This is a genomic window from Actinomadura violacea (genome assembly GCF_017573465.1).
GTDB classification, from domain to species: Bacteria; Actinomycetota; Actinomycetes; order Streptosporangiales; family Streptosporangiaceae; genus Spirillospora; species Spirillospora violacea.
In genome coordinates this window covers 39,650-55,293 of the sequence record NZ_JAGEPF010000017.1, presented here as the reverse complement: position 1 = coordinate 55,293, position 15,644 = coordinate 39,650, and the positions used below count along the sequence as shown (strand labels likewise).

Genomic DNA, 15,644 nt, shown 5'->3' with positions numbered 1-15,644 from the left:
TCATGGCCGATCAGAACCCGATCCGCCACAGCAGCAGGATGACCGACGCGATCGCCAGCCCCACCGCGCCGAGCCGCACGTCGCCCAGCGCCATCAGCAGAGCGCACCCGGCGGCCGTCACCGCCGCCACCAGCATCAGCCCGCGGCCCCCCGGCCCCTCCTTCTCCGGCGTACCCGGCTCGAACTCGCGCTCCCAGCGGCGGAAGTCGTCCTCAGCCATGGGCACTCCCGAGGGTCGTCCCCAGGATCATGCGGCCGCGCGACCGGCCCGTCGAGATGGCGTGGACGTGACAGCCACGGCACCCGGGATTGGATGATCGGTCCGATAACGGCGAGCGGGTGCGGACCGCCCGGGTTCGGTTGCTAGGCTGCGGAGAGCCTGGGGGAGCAGACACTGATCCGTATCTTTCCCCGGGTTCGGACTCATAGTCGAGGTGAAGGGGTCCCCACCGTGAAGAAGCTACTGATTCTCGCCGTTGTCGCCCTCGGTGGCTTCGCCGTCTGGCGCCGCCTCCAGCAGGACCGCGCCGAGCTGGACCTGTGGACCGAGGCCACGTCGTCCGACAGCTGAGACGCCGGCGACACCGGGCCCCGGCGTGAGCGGCGCAGAGCCGATCTCGATCGCCTGCATCGATCTCGCCGGGACCACCGTCGCGGACGGCGGCACCGTCGAGACCGCCTTCGCCGAAGCGATCGCCGCCCTCGGCATCGTCTCCGGCACGGCGGCCCACGACCGCGCCATGGCCCGCGTCCGCGAGTCACGCGGCGGCTCGAAGATCGAGATCTTCCGCTCGCTCTTCGACGAGCCGCGCGCTCAGGCCGCGCACCTGGCCTTCGAGCGGTCCTATGACCAGCTCGTCGACCGGCACGGCCTGCGACCCGTGCCCGGCGCCGAAAGCGCTCTCGAGCGCATCCGCGGCGCCGGGGTCCGCGTGTGCCTGCTCACCGGCTTCGGCCGCCGCACCCAGGCCCGCGTCCTGGACGCGCTCGGCTGGTGGGACCGCGTCGACCTGACGCTGTGCCCCGAGGACGCCGGCCGCGGCCGCCCGTGGCCCGACCTCGTCCTCACCGCCGCCCTCCGCCTCGGCGCGGACGACGTCCGGCACATCGCCGTCTGCGGCGACACCGCGAACGACATGCTGACCGGCCGCCGCTCCGGCGCGTCCGTCGTCGCGGGCGTCCTCACCGGCGCCCACGACCGCGACCGCCTCCTCGCCGCCGGCGCCACCCACGTCCTGCCCAGCGTCGCCGACCTCCCCGGCCTCGTCCTCGATGACGCGCCGGTAGCCGACCACCGGTAAGCTTGACGCGCCCGCAGGGCAAAGAGGGGCCTTAGCTCAGTTGGTAGAGCACCGGCTTTGCAAGCCGGGTGTCAGGGGTTCGAATCCCCTAGGCTCCACCACCGAAAACGCCCCCATCCGACTCCCGGACGGGGGCGTTCGTGCGATTAGCGTGCGATTAGGCCACCGGGACGAGCGCGCCACCGAGGCCCCCGTCGTCCTCGTCATCGTCGCCGCCCGCCTCAGACGTCGCGTGCTGATAGATCATCGCTGCTCGGACGCTGTCATGCCCCATGCGGTCCATGAGGTCGCGCAGGCTCGCGCCGCCCTGTGACGCAAGGGTGTTGCCCATGTGCCGGAGGGCGCGGAAGTGGGGTTTCGCGAGCCTGGGCGTCTCCACGGCTAGCGCACACTGAGACGCCCGCCGCAGGACCCGGCCGTCCGGCCCCGCGAAGACGAGCGCCGCAGCGTCCTCGCGACGTGCGCCCGCAGGGCGTTCCCGGATCAACGGGACGATGCCTTCCGGGAAGCTCACGGTTCGCTTGCCCGCCCGAGACTTGGGAGGCCCGATCACCAGGTCGCCGGTGTCGAGTTCAAGGGGCGGCGGCGCTCAGGCCGCTGCGCGGCCCCGCGCCAGGCCGCCCGGAGCGTGCGGCGTGGGCGCCGGTCACCGGACGGCCGCGCTGGGCCGCGCATCGCGACGCGTCCGCCGGCCCCGCCCTGTCCGCCCGCCACCGGGGCCGCGCCGCCGCCTACGGACTCAGCGTTGGATGGCCAGGCGTGCGCTACTGGGGAACCCCGTGGTTTCCCAGACCCCTCCTGGAACCGGAGGGCACTCCCGCGCCAATCTGTCTGTCACGGGGTACGCGCCGTTGGCGCGGGAGCACCCTCCGGACAGGTCCGTTCGTGTGTCGCAGAGCGCGGGGCGCCAGCAGACGGGAAACTCGGGCGGCAGGACACATGTTTGGCGCCATCAGCTGAGGTAGAAAGCCTGCCTACGCCTCGGCTGAGTCGTTGTCGACTGGTTCGCCACGAACAGATCTCTCCGAGATCAGGAATACCCCTGATGCGGTAGCGGTCGCCCCTGCTGGACGTTGATAGCCGCAACCCACAACGGTGCCCTTGGCGTTCACGACCGTGAAATCCATAAGGACTTTGGTGGGGTCGCCGCTCTCGTAGATCCACACGCTCAGGTGGTTGGGCTGGGCGTAGACGGCGAACTGAGGATCGGTGTCGTCGGCCGAGGGCATCACGGCAAGGCTCTCACCCGGCCTCAGCCAGAAGTCTTCGGCATACGGCTCGACGGACAGGCAGAGAAGGCGGTCGCCTGTGTTTTCCACTGGAAGCCTGTTCATGGCGCCATGATCTCGCCGCCCTGGCAAGGGCGGTCGCCCAGGGGCGCCAGATGCGACTTCCCAGGCTGACAACGCGGAACAATCACGGAACGGACGGCCCCGGTCGCGCGCACTGCAGCCGTCCGTTCGCAGGTCAGAGCGCTACTCGGAGTCTTCTTGATCACTTCACCCTGCCGAGTGCATGACGCTGGGCCAGTCGTGGGCCGCCGTGCGATTAGGGGCGCTGATCAGGAGTCAACAGGGGTCATATGCGGATCATGGTTGGCCCACGTCAGAGGGGCGATCGGGGCCGGTCACGGAGATTTGCAAGCCGCGTCTCAGGGGTTCGAATCCCCTAGGCCCCACCCACCAAGAAGCCCAGGTCAGAACCAGAATTCCGACCGGGCGGTACGGGGAGTCGGTTGCGCGTGCGCTACTGGGGAACCCCGTGGTTCCCCAGACCTCTCCTGGACCCGGAGCACCCGTTTGCGCGCCAAGCTCTGTTGCAGCTCTCGCCGTTCGCGCGAACAGGCACTCCGGAGCGATGCGCGAGGCTGCGGGTGGAGTGTCGGGCACATGGGGCCGTAAGGATCAGTCCCCATTGAAGCCACGGAAAGTACCGGACTCGTCCGCGGCATCAGCGAAATCGGCGAAGTCCATGTTCGCGATGCTCAGATTGGCGGAAACATCGCCGTACCAGCGGGGCGGCAGGCGGAAGGTACGGCCGGGTTCCTCGTATAGGTCGACGGCAAGCAGCGAGCGTTCATCCTCGGTCATGGTGGTCGCGTCGGCAAGGAACAGATAGGTCAGCTTCTCCTCGTCGACAGCGGCGGCATCCGCGGCAACTAGGGTTTGGACGCTTACCCCGGCGTACGCAAGATCGCTCACGTAAGTCGCGCCGCCGCTAAGGGAGGCTTCGATTGCTGCTTTCAGCGCCTCCCAGGCCATGTCATCGGTGAAATCGGTGCGCATGACCAAGGACGCCAGGTCGCCGGGCTCGGGCAGGGGAGTCATGCTAAGGATCTTCCTGCATGTACTCAACTTCTCAACACGGCGTGTAAGCGTCGGACGGCGGTGACAGCAGCCGTTACAGCAACGTCAGCGGATGCCGTCGCCCCTCACCGCAAGGCCACCACGGCGAACCGAGCTAGCGACCTTGGTCGTGATCGAACTGATAAAGATGCGGTCGACCGGTCAAGGGACGGCGTGCCCGTAGGCTCCACCAGCGAAAACCTCCGCATCCGGATCACGGACGGGGGCGTTCGGGCCATTAGCGGGCCATTAGGCCACCGGAACCAACGCCCCGGCCGCTCCGTCGTCGTCCGTCGCGCTGGCCGCCGTGATGCGGTCGTTGAGGTCACGGAGACTCGCCCCGCTCTGCGCGGCGAGCGTGTTGCCCGTATGCCGGGGTCGTGGAAGTGCAGGCTCGGAGCACCGATCGCCGCCACCGCATCGGCCCATTGTGATGCACGCCGGAAGTTGCCCCGTCGCAGGACGACGCCCTTCGTCCCCGTGAAGACCAGCGGCGTCGGGTCGGAGCCCGTGTGTCGCTCCGGTGTTCGGCGATTGCCGGGAGCATCGCCGCCGGAAGCGAACCCGCCCGCGATTTCGTCGGCCCCACCACCAGGTCACCGGAGTCCATTTCAGGGGGGCGCCCGGACGGCCGCGCGATGCGCCGCCCGGCCCTGTTCCCCGGGTGACCGTCATCACGGGGTGCGCCGCTGCCCCAGGACGCGCCATCACGGATCGGCCGGAGGCCGCCGGCCAACGCGCACGCTCGCTCCTCCGGGGTGCCTACGGCGTTGGACGGCAGCCCGCTCGCACTGCCGAAAGATCAGCACTCAAGAAGCCCACTTGAGTGCGCGCAGCCCGGGGGTACGCTGCCCCCGAACCCCCTGCGACCCGGAGTGCTCGCGCGCCTCTGTCTGTCACACCGTCTCGCCGTGCGCGCGGACGAGCACTCCCGCACGCGCTCGCCACTGCCGCCGCAAACGCGACGGCGTCCACCACGCCACTCGCGGCATCGCCCTCATGCGCAACCTGGCCATGGGCCGGCTGACCCGGTCCCGGGCCGGTGGTGACCGACGGTGCTCATGACCAATACATGTTGGTCATTGCGGTGTTCGGGTACCGGGCTCCACGTCATTGATGTGGAGCCCGGTCTCCTTTACGCAGGGCGGGAGAGGCCATTGGCGCACTCACGCAGCGGTCTCGCCTCACGCATCTGCCCGGGTGGTACTTCTGGGAGCGGACATTGTGCGCTGCTCGAGGGGGTCGCCCGTAGGGCGAATTCCGGGCCGTTCAAGAAGCCCGAACGGGATCAGTGGTCGTTGACGAAATGCTTGGAGCTGAAGTTTCCGCCGTTACCGTCGTATTCGATGTCGATCCTGGCGTTCTCGGGCAGGTTGTAGACGCCGCCGTCGCTGGCCCGGTGCGTCTTGCTGCTGCCCTTGGACTTGGCGGTCATGTTGTAGCTGAAGTCCCTGCCCTGGTAGGTGTACATGACGGTGACATAGGCCGAGTGCCCGTTCGCCGAGGTGTCCGTCACCTTGACGACGTCACCGTGCTCCCAGATCTGGACCTTGACACCGCTCGCGGTCACCAGGTGGTAACCCGCGGTGGCGGCGGAGGCGGTTCCGGTGGTGGCCATGACGGCGGCGGCACTGAGCGCCACCGCGCTCGCGACGAGGCGACCGATGCGAATCTTCAAAACAGGTTCCCTCCGTACGGAAGAGTTGGCGGGTTGCCCCGGTCGGTACCGACCTCACGTCGTGTACCGACTCCAGGGCTCTACCTTCGTTCGTGGGACATTCGGGTCGAGACCGTACTACAGCCGATCAAAGCGGTCCGTCTTGGGGTAGGCGATCGCGGCAACCATTCAGGTTGAGACTCTGGTTTGATCGCCGTCAGATCGGCTATGAGGCGGGTCATCGCGGTCCGATAAGCCTGCCGTCTCGCTCCCCGGCCGTCCTTCAGGGCTATGACGGCGGCGAACGCCGGGCGGTTCCATGATCTCTGTTGGGGACGTGACCCATCGGCTCGGCGAGGGGTCGCGCTGCGGTCGGGGCGGTGTGTGCGCGAGGAGTGGCAGGTTAGTGGTCGTTCAGGAACCACTTGTTGCCGTCCCAGGCTCCGCCGTTCCCGTCGTAGTAGACGTTGATGTTGCTGCCCTCTCCCCAATTGTGTGCCGCACCGTCGCCGGCCCTGGCCGTCTTGCAACTGCCGGAGCCGCTGTGACGGTGAGGTGGTAGAAGTCGCCTCCGAAGCCGGCGGGGATCTGCTCATCGACATAGACCACGGCCGAATGCCCGTTCGCCGATGTGTCGCACGGAGATGATGCCGCCGGGTGTGTACGGCTGATGAAGGGGACTGTCCGAGCGTGGGGGGTCGCGGCAACCGATCGGGTTGTGGTTTCGGTGTGATCACCATCAAATCGGCCAGCGCTACAGGTCGAAGGCGCCGCCCTCGACGAGGATCAGCAGGCCGATTCCGATCAGGACCACGGGCAGCAGGACATGACCCCACCGGCTGAGGGTGCGGGCGATGACCGGCCGCGTCGCGAAGTAGCGCCCCACCGCGCACCAGATGCCCACCAGGACGAGGAAGACCACGGCGTACACGCTCATTCCGCCCGCACCGGCGGTCGCGAAGACAGGGACGTAGACCCCGATGTTGTCGCCGCCGTTCGCGAAGGTCACGGCGGCGACTTCCAGGGCGCCGGGGCCTCCTGACCTCGTCTGCTCGTCCTTCTCGTCCTCGCCGTTCCGGCGGTTCTTCCACGCCTGCCAGGCCGCTTTGAGCCCCAGGGCCAGCGGCAGCAACCCCAGATAGGGGATGGCGGACTCCGGCAGGAAGGTCGCGCCGAACGCGGCCGCCACGGCCACGGCCAGAATCGCGGCGAACCCGAGGTATTGCCCGAGGCTGATCCGCACGGCCGAGCCGTGATGGCCTGCGCCCTGGGCGAAGAACAGGGACAAGATCAGGATGTCGTCGATATTGGTGACGGCGAACAGCCCGGCAGCCTGCCCGATGATGCCCAGATCCACGCGCGTGAGATCCCTCCGGTGACGCGAATCCCAGGAGGCTACCGCTCCCGATCTGTCGGGCTTTCCAATCCCCCTCACCGACGTCGAGCGCGCTCGCGCGGTTCAGTGAATCGCAGGACTCCGGGACCGGGCGAACACCTGGTGGTCGGCCTGAGCGTGTCCACCCCGCTCGTTCGCTCCGGCACGACCGTTCGTGCTGTGGGTGCTCACAGGCCGGCGCCGCCTGTGGCGTCGATGACGCGTCCGGTCACCCAGCGGGCGTCGTCGGAGGCGAGGAAACCCACGATGTCGGCCACGTCCTCCGGCTGCCCGACTCGGCCGAGGGCCGCCAGGGCCGCCGCGTGCGCCTCGGCCTGCGGGTTGCCGCGGAGCCAGTCCGCGTTGACGTCGGTGTCGACGACCCCCGGTGCCACCGAGTTCACCGTGATGTCTCGGGAGCCCAACTCCTTGGCCAAGTTGAGGGTGAAGGTGTCCAGGGCGCCCTTGGTGGAGCCGTAGGCGATGGCCTCCGGCATGGCCAGGCGGGCCGCGCCGCTCGAGATGTTGATGAGCCGGCCTCTGTCGCGCAGGCGGGTCAGGCCCTGCTGGACGATGAAGAACGGTGCCCGCACGTTCACCGCGAAGAGCTCGTCGAATCCGTCCTCGGTCAGCGTGGCCAGCGGCGCGCTGCGTCCTATGCCGGCGTTGTTGACGATGATGTCGAGCTTCCCGTCGGGCGCGTGATCCCCGGCGGCGGCGGCGAAGGCGGCCCAGAGGTCCGCCGCGTCGCCGTGCCGTCCGAACTCGGCGCGCACCGCGAAGGCCCGGCCGCCGTCCTTGCGGATGCGTTCGACGGCCTCGGCCGCCGCCGCCTCGTCGCGGGCGTAGGTGAGGCCGACCGCGGCGCCGTCTCGGGCGAGCCGTTCCGCGATCGCCCGTCCGATGCCCCGGCTGCCGCCGGTGACCAGCGCGACCTTGCCCTCGAGTGCTCGTGCCATGACCGCCGCCCTCTTTCTTGAGGGCTCGTTCAAGAATGACGGTAGCACGGTTTCTTGAGTGATTGCTCTAGAATGGGGTGCATGGGTGAATCGGGAACCAGGCGAGGGCGCCCGCCGGGCTTCGACCGCGCCACGGCGCTGACGGCCGCCACCCGGCTGTTCTGGGAGCACGGCTACGAGGCCACCTCCATCGGCGAGCTGACCCGGGTGATGGGCATCAGGCCGGGCAGCCTGTACGCGGCGTTCGGCGACAAGAAGTCGCTGTTCAAAGAGGTCGTCGACGCCTACGGGCGCACGCCCGCCGGAGCGTTCGCCGCCGCCGCCCTCCGGGAGGAGCCCACCGCCCGCGAGGCGTTCGGCCGCATCCTGCGCGAGGCGGCCGCCGTCTACCCCGACCCGTCCCATCCGGCCGGCTGCCTCACGATCAGCGCCGCCACCAACGTCACCGAGCAGGACGCCGAGGTCGCGGCGTTCCTGCGCGACCTGCGCAACCGGAACCTGGCCGCCTTCGAGGCCCGTCTGGCGAACGCACAGCAGGAGAGCGAGCTGCCCGCCGCGGCCGATCCCCGTGCTCTGGCCGCGTACTTCGCCGCGGTCATCCAGGGGATGTCACAACGCGCCCGCGATGGTGCGACGACGGCGGAGCTGACCCGGACCGCCGAACTGGCGCTGGCCGCCTGGCCGCAAGAACAGGGCTGACCGCCGTCCTTGCGGGACGCGCTCGGCCGCTACTCGAAGAGAGAACGGATGGCCTTGGCCACCAGGAGAACCAGGCAGACGAAGCCGAAGACGAAGGAGAGGGTGCCTCCTATGCCGATCAGTAAGGGAGCCAGGTAGTCCTGCCTGCCGACCCGTGCCATGGCGCAGCTGAAGTCGCAATTGGGCGGGGATTTCTCGCTGAACTGGAGCAGTACAACGCCTGCCAGTACGCATGAGAGGCTTACCAGCAGTGGTATGCCGCCGACCCGCCAGAAAAAGCTCGTCCCGCGTTCGCGCATACCGGCATCGTCTCCGGCCCCCTTCGATCGCACATCCGCCTGAGGTCTGACCCCGAGGAGCACAGCTTGATGGATCTGTCGGGCCTGCCGGAGGACAACTCTGAATCGTTGCAGGTGGACGAGACGCGGGGGCGGTTGGTCGGGCACTGTTGTACGAGTACGGCGTCTATTCGTTCGACGGGCCGCGGCGCTTCCGGTTGAGCTTCTGTCGTCAGTTCGACATTGACCGGGACGGTGTGGGGGTGCTCATCCAGCTTCGTTGCGAGTTCGAGTACGAGCCCGCACCCGCGCTCGAAGCTCTGGGCGCACATCATCGTTGGTGGTGCGGCATGGAGGACGAACCACCACTGGCGGTGGTGCTGGACGAGATCGGGCGGGGGCCGGAGTGGGCCGTTGTTGCGGCTCATCGGCCGGCGGCGAGTTCGGTCCGCCAGGAGGATGTCTGCTGACCCCCCGGGGCGACAAGGGGGGTGACCTGCGGGTACGCTCCTGCGATCAGGTTCGTGGCGGGGGAGTGTCCGTGGGGTCGATCGGCTTTTTCGAGGTCGTTGTGCTGCTCGCCGTTCTCGGGGTCGGGGTGGCGTTCGTGGTCGGGTTGGTGCTGGCCGTCGTCGCCATTTCCAAGCGTCTTTGAACAGGGCGTTTAACGGACCGGCTCGGGGCCGGTTTTCGGCGGTTCCGATGGTCGACGGTGGGGGCGCGCGAGCGTAGCTTCTGGGCATGGCAGGCGTCAGTCCGCAGCGTGTCGCGTTCGATGCGGCGCGGGTGCTGGTGTCGGCGGCGGGCAGCGATCTGTGCTGGTGGTTGTGCGGGGAGATCGGCCGGTGCCTGGGGGCGGGGTACGAGGCGCGGTTGCTGGAGACGCGGCTGCGGATGGAGCAGGACGACGTCTACTTCAAGGAGGCCGGGTGCTGGCGGGCCATGTTGGAGGATGCGCTGCGCGACCGGCCTGATGTGGCGGAGTGCCTTTACGAGGTCATAGGTCCGCTGCTCGGGGCGTCAGCCGGTCGGTGAGGCGTCCGGGACGAGGGCGGGGCGGGTCAGGCCGGCGGGGACCAGGAGGAACACCTTCGGGCCGAGGCGGTCCATGTCGCCGCCGCGGCCGAAGACGAGGCCCGCGGCGAAGTCGACGAACTGCTTGGCGACGTCGTCCGAAAGGGCGGTCAGGTCCATGACGACGGGGATGCGCTTGTTGCGGAAGTAGTGGCCCACGTGCAGCGCCTCGTTGTAGTCGCGGGGGCGCAGTGTCTTCACCATCACCCTGCCAGTGTCCGGGTGCTGTCAAGAGGCACAACCCGGGGTTGTGCGGCGGGCCGGGCGGTTGTTTGTGGCGGCGGCGCGCGGGGGTGTTTGATCGGCGCCGGAGAAGAGGGGGGCGCTGTGCTCGGACGGGATTTCGCGTGGCTGTGGCGCGCGTACGCGGTCAGCGCGCTGGGGACCTGGCTGGCGCTGGACGCGTTCCCGCTGATCGCGGTGCTGGTGCTGCACGTGGGTCCGGCGCAGGTGTCGATGATCTCGGCGACGAGCCTGACGGCGGCGGCGCTGATCGCGGTGCCGCTGGGGCCGTGGATCGAGTTCCAGTACAAGCGGCGGTTGATGATCCGCGCGGATCTGGTGCGGTTCGCGGTGCTGGTGACGGTGCCGGTCGCGTACGGGTTCGGGGCGTTGACGTACGTGCATCTGCTGGTGGTGGCGGTGGTCGTCGCGCTGGCCGACATCGTGTTCCGGGGGGCGAGCGGGGCGCATCTGAAGGCGCTGGTGCCGAAGCGGCATCTGATGGAGGCGAACGGCCGGTTCGAGACGGTCCAGTGGATGTCGACGGCGGTGGGGCCGCCGGCGGGCGGGGCGCTGATCGGGGTGCTGGGGCCGGTGGTGACGGTGCTGCTGGACGCGGTGAGCTACGTGCTGTCGGCCCTGGGGGTGTGGAGGATCGCGGCGCCGGAGGCGGAGCCGCCGGAGCGGACGGGCGCCGGGTCGCGGTGGGCGGAGATCGGCGAGGGGTGGCGGGTGATCGCGGCGGACCGGGAACTGCGGCTGCTGTTCGCCAACAGCGTGCTCACCGGGGCGCTCATCATGGCGACGGCTCCGCTGCTGACGTATCTGATGCTGCACGACCTGGGGTTCTCGCCGCTGGAGTACGGGCTGGCGTTCGGGGTGCCGTGCATCGGCGGGATCGCCGGGGCCCGGGTGTCGGGGCGGCTCGTCCGGCGGTACGGGCGGCGGACGGTGATGCTGGTGTTCGGGGTCGGCCGGGCGGTGTGGCTGGTCGGGCTCGCGTTCGCCGGGACGGGGATCGGTGCGCTGCTGCTGGTGATGGCGATGGAGTTCGGGATCATCACCTGCATGGGGGTGTTCAATCCGGTGTTCGCGACGCGGCGGCTGGAGCTGGTGGATTCGGCGAAGGTCGCGCGGATGCTGACCGCGTGGACGGTCAGTTCGCGCACGGCCATCGCCGTCCTCACCGCGTTGTGGGGTGTTCTGGCGGGGTTCGTGGGGGTGCGGGCGGCGGTGGCGGTCGCGGGGGTGCTGCTCATCGGCGCCTGTGCGTTCCTGCCGTGGCGCCGGGAGCCGGCCGCGGTCAGCGCAGACGAAGCCGAGGTTCGCGTCCCGGGGTGATCGGGTAATCGGTTTCGCGCCGCCAGAGGGTGCGGTAGAGGCCGGGACGGGAGATCAGCTCGGCGTGGGTGCCGCGGTCGGCGACGCGGCCCTCGTCGAGGACGATGATCTCGTCGACGGCGTCCAGGCCGGTGAGGCGGTGCGTGACGAGCAGGGTCGTGCGGCCTTCGGTGGCGGCGAGGAGATCGGCGGTGAGCGCGTCGGCGGTCGCGGTGTCGAGGTGCTCGGCGGGCTCGTCGAGGAGCAGGATCGGGAAGCCGGCGAGGAGGGCGCGGGCGAGGGCGATGCGCTGGCGCTGGCCGCCGGACACCTGGGCGCCGTGCTCGCCGACGCGGGTGCCGAGGCCGCGGGGCAGCGCGTCGACCCAGTCGAGGAGGCGGGTGCGGCGCAGCGCGTCGCGGATCTCGGCGTCGGTGGCGCCGGGGCGGGCGAGCCGGATGTTCTCCCCGATCGTGGAGTCGAACAGGTGCGCGTCCTGCGCGCACAGGCCGATGACCGTCCGGACGTCGTCGCCGGTGAGGGTGCGCAGGTCGGTGCCGTTGAGGGACGCCGATCCGGACGCGGGTTCGAGGAACCGCAGCAGGACGGAGGTCAGGGTCGTCTTGCCCGAGCCGGACGGCCCGACGATCGCGCAGCGGCGGCCCGGCGCGAGGTCGAGGGAGACGCCGTCGAGGGCGAACGGTCCGGTGGGCGTCCACCGGGCGCGGAGGTCGTCGACCGTGAGGGTGTAGGGCGCGGCGGGGAGCGGCGACGGCGCGGGCGGGTCCTGGACGGGCGGTGCGGCGTCGAGGACGGCGAAGATCCGCGCGGCCGAGCGGCGGACCCGTTCGAGGTGCTGGGCGGCGAGCGGCAGCCCGGTGACGACCTCGAACGCGGCGAGCGGCAGCAGGACGATCACGGCGAGCAGGACCCCGTCGAGGGCGCCGGACCGGACGGCGGGCACGCCGACGGCCAGCGAGCCCCACACGGCGAGCCCTCCGGCGAGTGCGGACACGGCGGCGCCGAGGCCGGTGGACGCGGCGGATCGCGCGGTCGCGCGGGTGAAGTCGCGGTCGATGCGGGCGGCTTCGGCGAGTTGCGCGGGCGCAGCGCCGTAGGCGATGAGTTCGGGTGCGCCCTGGAGGGTGTCGACGACGTGGGAGGTCAGTTCGCCGCGCAGGTCGGTGGTGCGGCGTTCGGCCCGGCGGGCCGTCATGGACGACAGCCAGGGCGCGACGACGCCGGCGAGCAGCAGCGCGAGCAGCAGGATGACGCCGGCCGACGGGAGCAGCGCCCACGCGAGCCCGACGGACGCTCCGCCGACGACGGCGGCGACCGCGCACGGGAGCAGGACGCGCAGGAACAGGTCCTGCACGGCGTCGACGTCGGCGACGAGCCGGTTCAGCAGGTCGCCGCCGCGGAAGGCGGGGAGCCCGCCGGGCGCGAGGCGTTCCAGCCGTTCGTACACGCGCGCGCGCAGGTCGGCAAGGATCCGGAAGGTCGCGTCATGGCCGACGAGGCGTTCGAGGTAGCGGAACACGCCGCGGCCGAGGCCGAACGCGCGGACGGCGACGATCGCGACCATCAGCATCAGCACGGGCGGGTGCTGCGCGGCGCGGGAGATCAGCCATGCGGACGTCGCCATGAGGCCGACGCCGCTGCCGAGGGCGAGGACGCCGAGGAGGACGGCGAGCAGCAGCCGTCCCCCGGCGGGGCGGGCGAGCCGGAGGAGCCGGAGGATCATGCCGCCACCGCCGCGGGCTCGACGGTGACCACCCGGTCGGCGAGGGTGGCGAGGGCCGGGCGGTGCGCGACGAGGACGACGGTCCGGCCGGCCTTGAGGCGTGCGACGGCGTCGATCACGGCGGCCTCGCTTTCGGCGTCGAGGCCCGAGGTGGGCTCGTCCAGCAGGAGGAGCGGCGCGTCGCGCAGGAACGCGCGGGCGAGCGCGATGCGCTGGCGCTGGCCCGCGGAGAGGCCGGCGCCGCGGTCGCCGAGCGCCGTGTCGAACCCGGACGGCAGCGCGGAGACGAACTCCAGCGCGTTCGCGGCCTCGGCGGCCTCCCGCACCGCGGCGTCCGGCGCGCCGGGGCGGCCGAGGCGGATGTTGTCGGCGACCGTCCCGGCGAACAGGTAGGGGCGCTGCGGGACCCAGGCGATGCGGTCGCGCCAGGCGTCCGGGGCGAAGGAGCCGAGGTCGTCCCAGTCGGCGAGGACGCGCCCGGCGTCCGGCCGGACGAACCCGAGCAGCACCGACAGGACGGTCGACTTCCCGGCGCCGCTCGGCCCGACGAGCGCGACGGTTTCCCCGGGGTGGACGGTCAGCGAGAAGTCCTCCAGCGCGGGGCCCCGCGAGTAGGCGACGGTCACGCCTTCCAGCCGGAGGGTCGCGCGGGAAAGGTCTGGAATGTCCGTCCGGTCGCCCGCGGCGGGCAGCGGCGTTTCGAGCACCTCGAAGATCCGTGACGCGGCGGTGAGGCCCTCGACGCTCGCGTGGTACTGCGCGCCGACCTGCCGCAACGGCAGGTACGCCTCCGGCGCGAGGACCAGGACGAGCAGCGCGGTCTCCAGGCCGAGCCCGCCGTCGACGAGCCGCAGCCCGATCGACACGGCGACGAGCGCGACCGACAGCGTCGACAGCAGCTCCAGCACGAGCGCGGACAGGAACGCGACCCGCAGCGTCGCCATGGTCGCGCGCCGGTGCCGGTCGGTGACCTCGCGGATCCGGTCGGCCTGCGCGCGCGCCCGGCCGAAGATCTTCAGCGTGGGCAGCCCGGCGACGACGTCGAGGAAGTGCGCGGCGAGGACGGACAGGGTGCGCCACTGCCGGTCCATCTTCCGCTGCGTGGTGAGCCCGACGAGGATCGCGAAGACCGGGATGAGGGGCAGCGTCGCGGCGATCGTGACGGCGGACGGCCAGTCGCCGAGCAGGATCCGCAGCCCGACGGCCGCCGGGACGATGACCGCGAGGACGAGCTGCGGCAGGTAGCGGGAGAAGTAGCCGTCGAGCGCGTCGATGCCGCGGGTGGAGAGGGCGGCGAGCTCGCCGCTGCGCTCGCCGGACAGCCAGCGCGGGCCGAGCGCCATCGCGTGGGCGAGGAGCCGGCCGCGCAGCTGCGACTTCACCGCGGCGGACGAGCGGTGCGCGGCGACCTCCTGCAGCCAGGAGACGAGCGCCCGGCCGAGCACGACGCCGAGCAGGAGCAGCAGCGGGGTGCGCAGCTCGGTGAGCGCGGCGCCGTGCAGGAACGCCCTGGTCAGCATGGTGGCGAGCAGCGTCGCCTGCGCGATGATCAGCGCGGCGGTGGCGGTGCCGAGCGCCACCGACGACAGCAGGAAGACGCGTGCCGTCCGGGCGTGGCGCAGCAGCCGCGGGTCGAGGGGCTTCATCGCACCGGCTCCGGCTTCTTCTTCGGCGTCGCGGGGATGTGCGAGGTGCCGATCCGCTTGCGGAACACCCAGTACGTCCACCCCTGGTAGATCATCACGATCGGGGTGAACGCGGCGGCGACCCACGTCATGATCTTCAGCGTGTAGCCGCTGGACGCGGCGTTCTCCGTGGTGAGGGTGCCCGACGCGAGCGTGGACGGCATCACGTCCGGGAACAGCGCGGTGAACAGGGTCGCGATGGCGAGCACGATGGCGGCACCGGTGCCGATGAACGCCCAGCCCTCGCGGCCGCGCCGGTTCGCGGCGGCGGCGAGCAGCAGCCCGGCGGCGGCGCCCCCGGCGGTCAGCCAGGTCACCGGCTTGCCGTGCTGGACCTGCGTGATCAGCAGGAAGCTCCCGCCGGCGGCGATCGCCCCCACGACGGCGATCTCCGCGACCCGCCGCGCCCGGTACCGGATCTCGCCGGATGTCTTCAGCGCGAGGAACACCGCACCGTGCAGCACGAACAGGACCGTGGTGGCGACCCCGCCGAGCAGCGCGTACGGGTTGAGCAGGTCGAGCAGCGTCCCGGCGTACTCGTGCGAGCCGTCCAGCGGCACGCCCCGGACGATGTTGGCGAACGCGACGCCCCACAGGAACGCGGGCACGAGGCTGCCGCAGAAGATCGCGCGGTCCCAGCGGGCCCGCCACCGCGCGTCGTCGCGCTTGCCGCGGTACTCGAACGCGACGCCGCGGACGATCAGCGCGATCAGGATCGCGAGCAGCGGCAGGTAGAAGCCGCTGAACAGGGTGGCGTACCACTCGGGGAACGCGGCGAACGTGGCGGCGCCGGCGACGATGAACCACACCTCGTTGCCGTCCCAGACGGGCCCGATGGTGTTGATGACGACGCGGCGCTCGACGTCGTCGCGGCCGAGGACGGGAAGCAGCATCCCGACGCCGAAGTCGAAGCCTTCGAGGAAGAAGTAGCTCGTCCACAGGAAGGCGATGATGACGAACCAGACGGTGGTGAGTTCCATGGCCG

At 70.7% G+C, this 15,644-nt stretch carries 18 protein-coding genes and 1 tRNA gene; 7 read left to right on the top strand and 12 right to left on the bottom strand.

The window, feature by feature from the left end; all coding sequences use genetic code 11:
• Positions 1 to 10: 10 nt before the first annotated feature.
• Positions 11 to 220 (bottom strand): hypothetical protein, encoded by a 210-nt coding sequence (locus J4709_RS27145; RefSeq protein ID WP_208244644.1) that lies wholly within the window; start codon positions 218 to 220, stop codon positions 11 to 13.
• A gap of 231 nt (positions 221 to 451) precedes the next feature.
• Between J4709_RS27145 and J4709_RS53635 the strand changes: the two genes are divergently transcribed.
• The 3 genes from J4709_RS53635 to J4709_RS27135 all read left to right on the top strand — a co-directional run bounded on the left by J4709_RS53635 (position 452) and on the right by J4709_RS27135 (position 1,402).
• The gene (locus tag J4709_RS53635; protein ID WP_211238580.1) at positions 452 to 571 is read left to right on the top strand and encodes a DLW-39 family protein; all 120 of its coding nucleotides are present in this window, start codon (positions 452 to 454) and stop codon (positions 569 to 571) included.
• 25 nt (positions 572 to 596) lie between these two features.
• The gene (locus J4709_RS27140) at positions 597 to 1,301 is read left to right on the top strand and encodes an HAD-IA family hydrolase (protein WP_208244643.1); all 705 of its coding nucleotides are present in this window, start codon (positions 597 to 599) and stop codon (positions 1,299 to 1,301) included.
• Between the two features lie 25 nt (positions 1,302 to 1,326).
• Positions 1,327 to 1,402: transfer RNA gene (locus J4709_RS27135), tRNA-Ala, on the top strand.
• A gap of 56 nt (positions 1,403 to 1,458) precedes the next feature.
• On the opposite strand, the gene J4709_RS27130 is transcribed toward J4709_RS27135, so the two are convergent.
• From J4709_RS27130 to J4709_RS27105, 6 genes are all read right to left on the bottom strand, one after another.
• Positions 1,459 to 1,815 (bottom strand): site-specific integrase, encoded by a 357-nt coding sequence (locus tag J4709_RS27130; protein ID WP_208244642.1) that lies wholly within the window; start codon positions 1,813 to 1,815, stop codon positions 1,459 to 1,461.
• A gap of 460 nt (positions 1,816 to 2,275) precedes the next feature.
• Positions 2,276 to 2,635, bottom strand: a complete 360-nt coding sequence (locus J4709_RS27125) for a hypothetical protein (protein WP_208244641.1) — start codon at positions 2,633 to 2,635, stop codon at positions 2,276 to 2,278.
• Positions 2,636 to 3,205: 570 nt separating this feature from the next.
• Complete coding sequence (locus J4709_RS27120) at positions 3,206 to 3,628, bottom strand: DUF6924 domain-containing protein (protein ID WP_208244640.1); 423 nt, start codon at positions 3,626 to 3,628, stop codon at positions 3,206 to 3,208.
• 1,306 nt (positions 3,629 to 4,934) lie between these two features.
• Entirely contained in the window at positions 4,935 to 5,324 is a 390-nt protein-coding gene (locus J4709_RS27115; RefSeq protein ID WP_208244639.1) for a hypothetical protein, read from the bottom strand.
• 733 nt (positions 5,325 to 6,057) lie between these two features.
• Positions 6,058 to 6,660, bottom strand: coding sequence for a cadmium resistance transporter (locus J4709_RS27110; protein WP_208244638.1), 603 nt, complete (start codon positions 6,658 to 6,660; stop codon positions 6,058 to 6,060).
• Between the two features lie 206 nt (positions 6,661 to 6,866).
• On the bottom strand, positions 6,867 to 7,637 hold the full coding sequence (locus J4709_RS27105) for an SDR family oxidoreductase (RefSeq protein WP_208244637.1): 771 nt from the start codon (positions 7,635 to 7,637) through the stop codon (positions 6,867 to 6,869).
• An 81-nt stretch (positions 7,638 to 7,718) separates the two neighbouring features.
• On the opposite strand from J4709_RS27105, the gene J4709_RS27100 reads away from it, so the two are divergent.
• Entirely contained in the window at positions 7,719 to 8,336 is a 618-nt protein-coding gene (locus J4709_RS27100) for a TetR/AcrR family transcriptional regulator (RefSeq protein WP_232384123.1), read from the top strand.
• Positions 8,337 to 8,365: 29 nt separating this feature from the next.
• Here the strand turns inward: J4709_RS27100 and J4709_RS27095 are convergent, their stop codons facing one another.
• Complete coding sequence (locus J4709_RS27095; RefSeq protein WP_208244635.1) at positions 8,366 to 8,635, bottom strand: hypothetical protein; 270 nt, start codon at positions 8,633 to 8,635, stop codon at positions 8,366 to 8,368.
• Between the two features lie 149 nt (positions 8,636 to 8,784).
• On the opposite strand from J4709_RS27095, the gene J4709_RS27090 reads away from it, so the two are divergent.
• Both J4709_RS27090 and J4709_RS27085 read left to right on the top strand, forming a co-directional pair.
• Positions 8,785 to 9,084 carry a hypothetical protein gene (locus tag J4709_RS27090; protein WP_208244634.1) on the top strand — a complete coding sequence of 100 codons (300 nt, stop codon included), beginning with the start codon at positions 8,785 to 8,787 and terminating at the stop codon, positions 9,082 to 9,084.
• A 271-nt stretch (positions 9,085 to 9,355) separates the two neighbouring features.
• On the top strand, positions 9,356 to 9,649 hold the full coding sequence (locus J4709_RS27085; protein ID WP_208244633.1) for a hypothetical protein: 294 nt from the start codon (positions 9,356 to 9,358) through the stop codon (positions 9,647 to 9,649).
• Here the strand turns inward: J4709_RS27085 and J4709_RS27080 are convergent.
• Positions 9,635 to 9,892 (bottom strand): cell division protein SepF, encoded by a 258-nt coding sequence (locus tag J4709_RS27080; protein ID WP_232384143.1) that lies wholly within the window; start codon positions 9,890 to 9,892, stop codon positions 9,635 to 9,637. The two genes, J4709_RS27085 and J4709_RS27080, sit on opposite strands and share 15 nt — an antisense overlap.
• 123 nt (positions 9,893 to 10,015) lie before the next feature.
• On the opposite strand from J4709_RS27080, the gene J4709_RS27075 reads away from it, so the two are divergent.
• Positions 10,016 to 11,251 carry an MFS transporter gene (locus J4709_RS27075; RefSeq protein ID WP_208244631.1) on the top strand — a complete coding sequence of 412 codons (1,236 nt, stop codon included), beginning with the start codon at positions 10,016 to 10,018 and terminating at the stop codon, positions 11,249 to 11,251.
• On the opposite strand, the gene cydC is transcribed toward J4709_RS27075, so the two are convergent.
• Genes cydC through cydB form a run of 3 tightly spaced genes read right to left on the bottom strand, consistent with a single transcriptional unit; the run spans position 11,214 to position 15,639 of the window.
• Entirely contained in the window at positions 11,214 to 12,974 is a 1,761-nt protein-coding gene (cydC, locus tag J4709_RS27070; RefSeq protein ID WP_208244630.1) for a thiol reductant ABC exporter subunit CydC, read from the bottom strand. The genes J4709_RS27075 and cydC overlap by 38 nt on opposite strands.
• On the bottom strand, positions 12,971 to 14,620 hold the full coding sequence (cydD, locus tag J4709_RS27065) for a thiol reductant ABC exporter subunit CydD (protein ID WP_208244629.1): 1,650 nt from the start codon (positions 14,618 to 14,620) through the stop codon (positions 12,971 to 12,973). Before cydD ends, cydC begins: the two co-directional genes overlap by 4 nt.
• The gene (cydB, locus tag J4709_RS27060; protein WP_208244628.1) at positions 14,617 to 15,639 is read right to left on the bottom strand and encodes a cytochrome d ubiquinol oxidase subunit II; all 1,023 of its coding nucleotides are present in this window, start codon (positions 15,637 to 15,639) and stop codon (positions 14,617 to 14,619) included. The genes cydD and cydB overlap by 4 nt, the downstream gene beginning before the upstream one ends.
• Positions 15,640 to 15,644: the final 5 nt, after the last annotated feature.

What these genes read in the sequence shown, in the direction of transcription:
- J4709_RS27145 (WP_208244644.1), bottom strand. Translation starts at nt 220, where the DNA reads ATGGCTGAGGACGACTTCCGCCGCTGGGAGCGCGAGTTCGAGCCGGGT.
- J4709_RS27125 (WP_208244641.1), bottom strand. Translation starts at nt 2,635, where the DNA reads ATGAACAGGCTTCCAGTGGAAAACACAGGCGACCGCCTTCTCTGCCTG.
- J4709_RS27120 (WP_208244640.1), bottom strand. Translation starts at nt 3,628, where the DNA reads ATGACTCCCCTGCCCGAGCCCGGCGACCTGGCGTCCTTGGTCATGCGC.
- J4709_RS27105 (WP_208244637.1), bottom strand. Translation starts at nt 7,637, where the DNA reads ATGGCACGAGCACTCGAGGGCAAGGTCGCGCTGGTCACCGGCGGCAGC.
- J4709_RS27100 (WP_232384123.1), top strand. Translation starts at nt 7,719, where the DNA reads ATGGGTGAATCGGGAACCAGGCGAGGGCGCCCGCCGGGCTTCGACCGC.
- J4709_RS27095 (WP_208244635.1), bottom strand. Translation starts at nt 8,635, where the DNA reads ATGCGCGAACGCGGGACGAGCTTTTTCTGGCGGGTCGGCGGCATACCA.
- J4709_RS27085 (WP_208244633.1), top strand. Translation starts at nt 9,356, where the DNA reads ATGGCAGGCGTCAGTCCGCAGCGTGTCGCGTTCGATGCGGCGCGGGTG.
- J4709_RS27080 (WP_232384143.1), bottom strand. Translation starts at nt 9,892, where the DNA reads ATGGTGAAGACACTGCGCCCCCGCGACTACAACGAGGCGCTGCACGTG.
- cydC (WP_208244630.1), bottom strand. Translation starts at nt 12,974, where the DNA reads ATGATCCTCCGGCTCCTCCGGCTCGCCCGCCCCGCCGGGGGACGGCTG.
- cydD (WP_208244629.1), bottom strand. Translation starts at nt 14,620, where the DNA reads ATGAAGCCCCTCGACCCGCGGCTGCTGCGCCACGCCCGGACGGCACGC.
- cydB (WP_208244628.1), bottom strand. Translation starts at nt 15,639, where the DNA reads ATGGAACTCACCACCGTCTGGTTCGTCATCATCGCCTTCCTGTGGACG.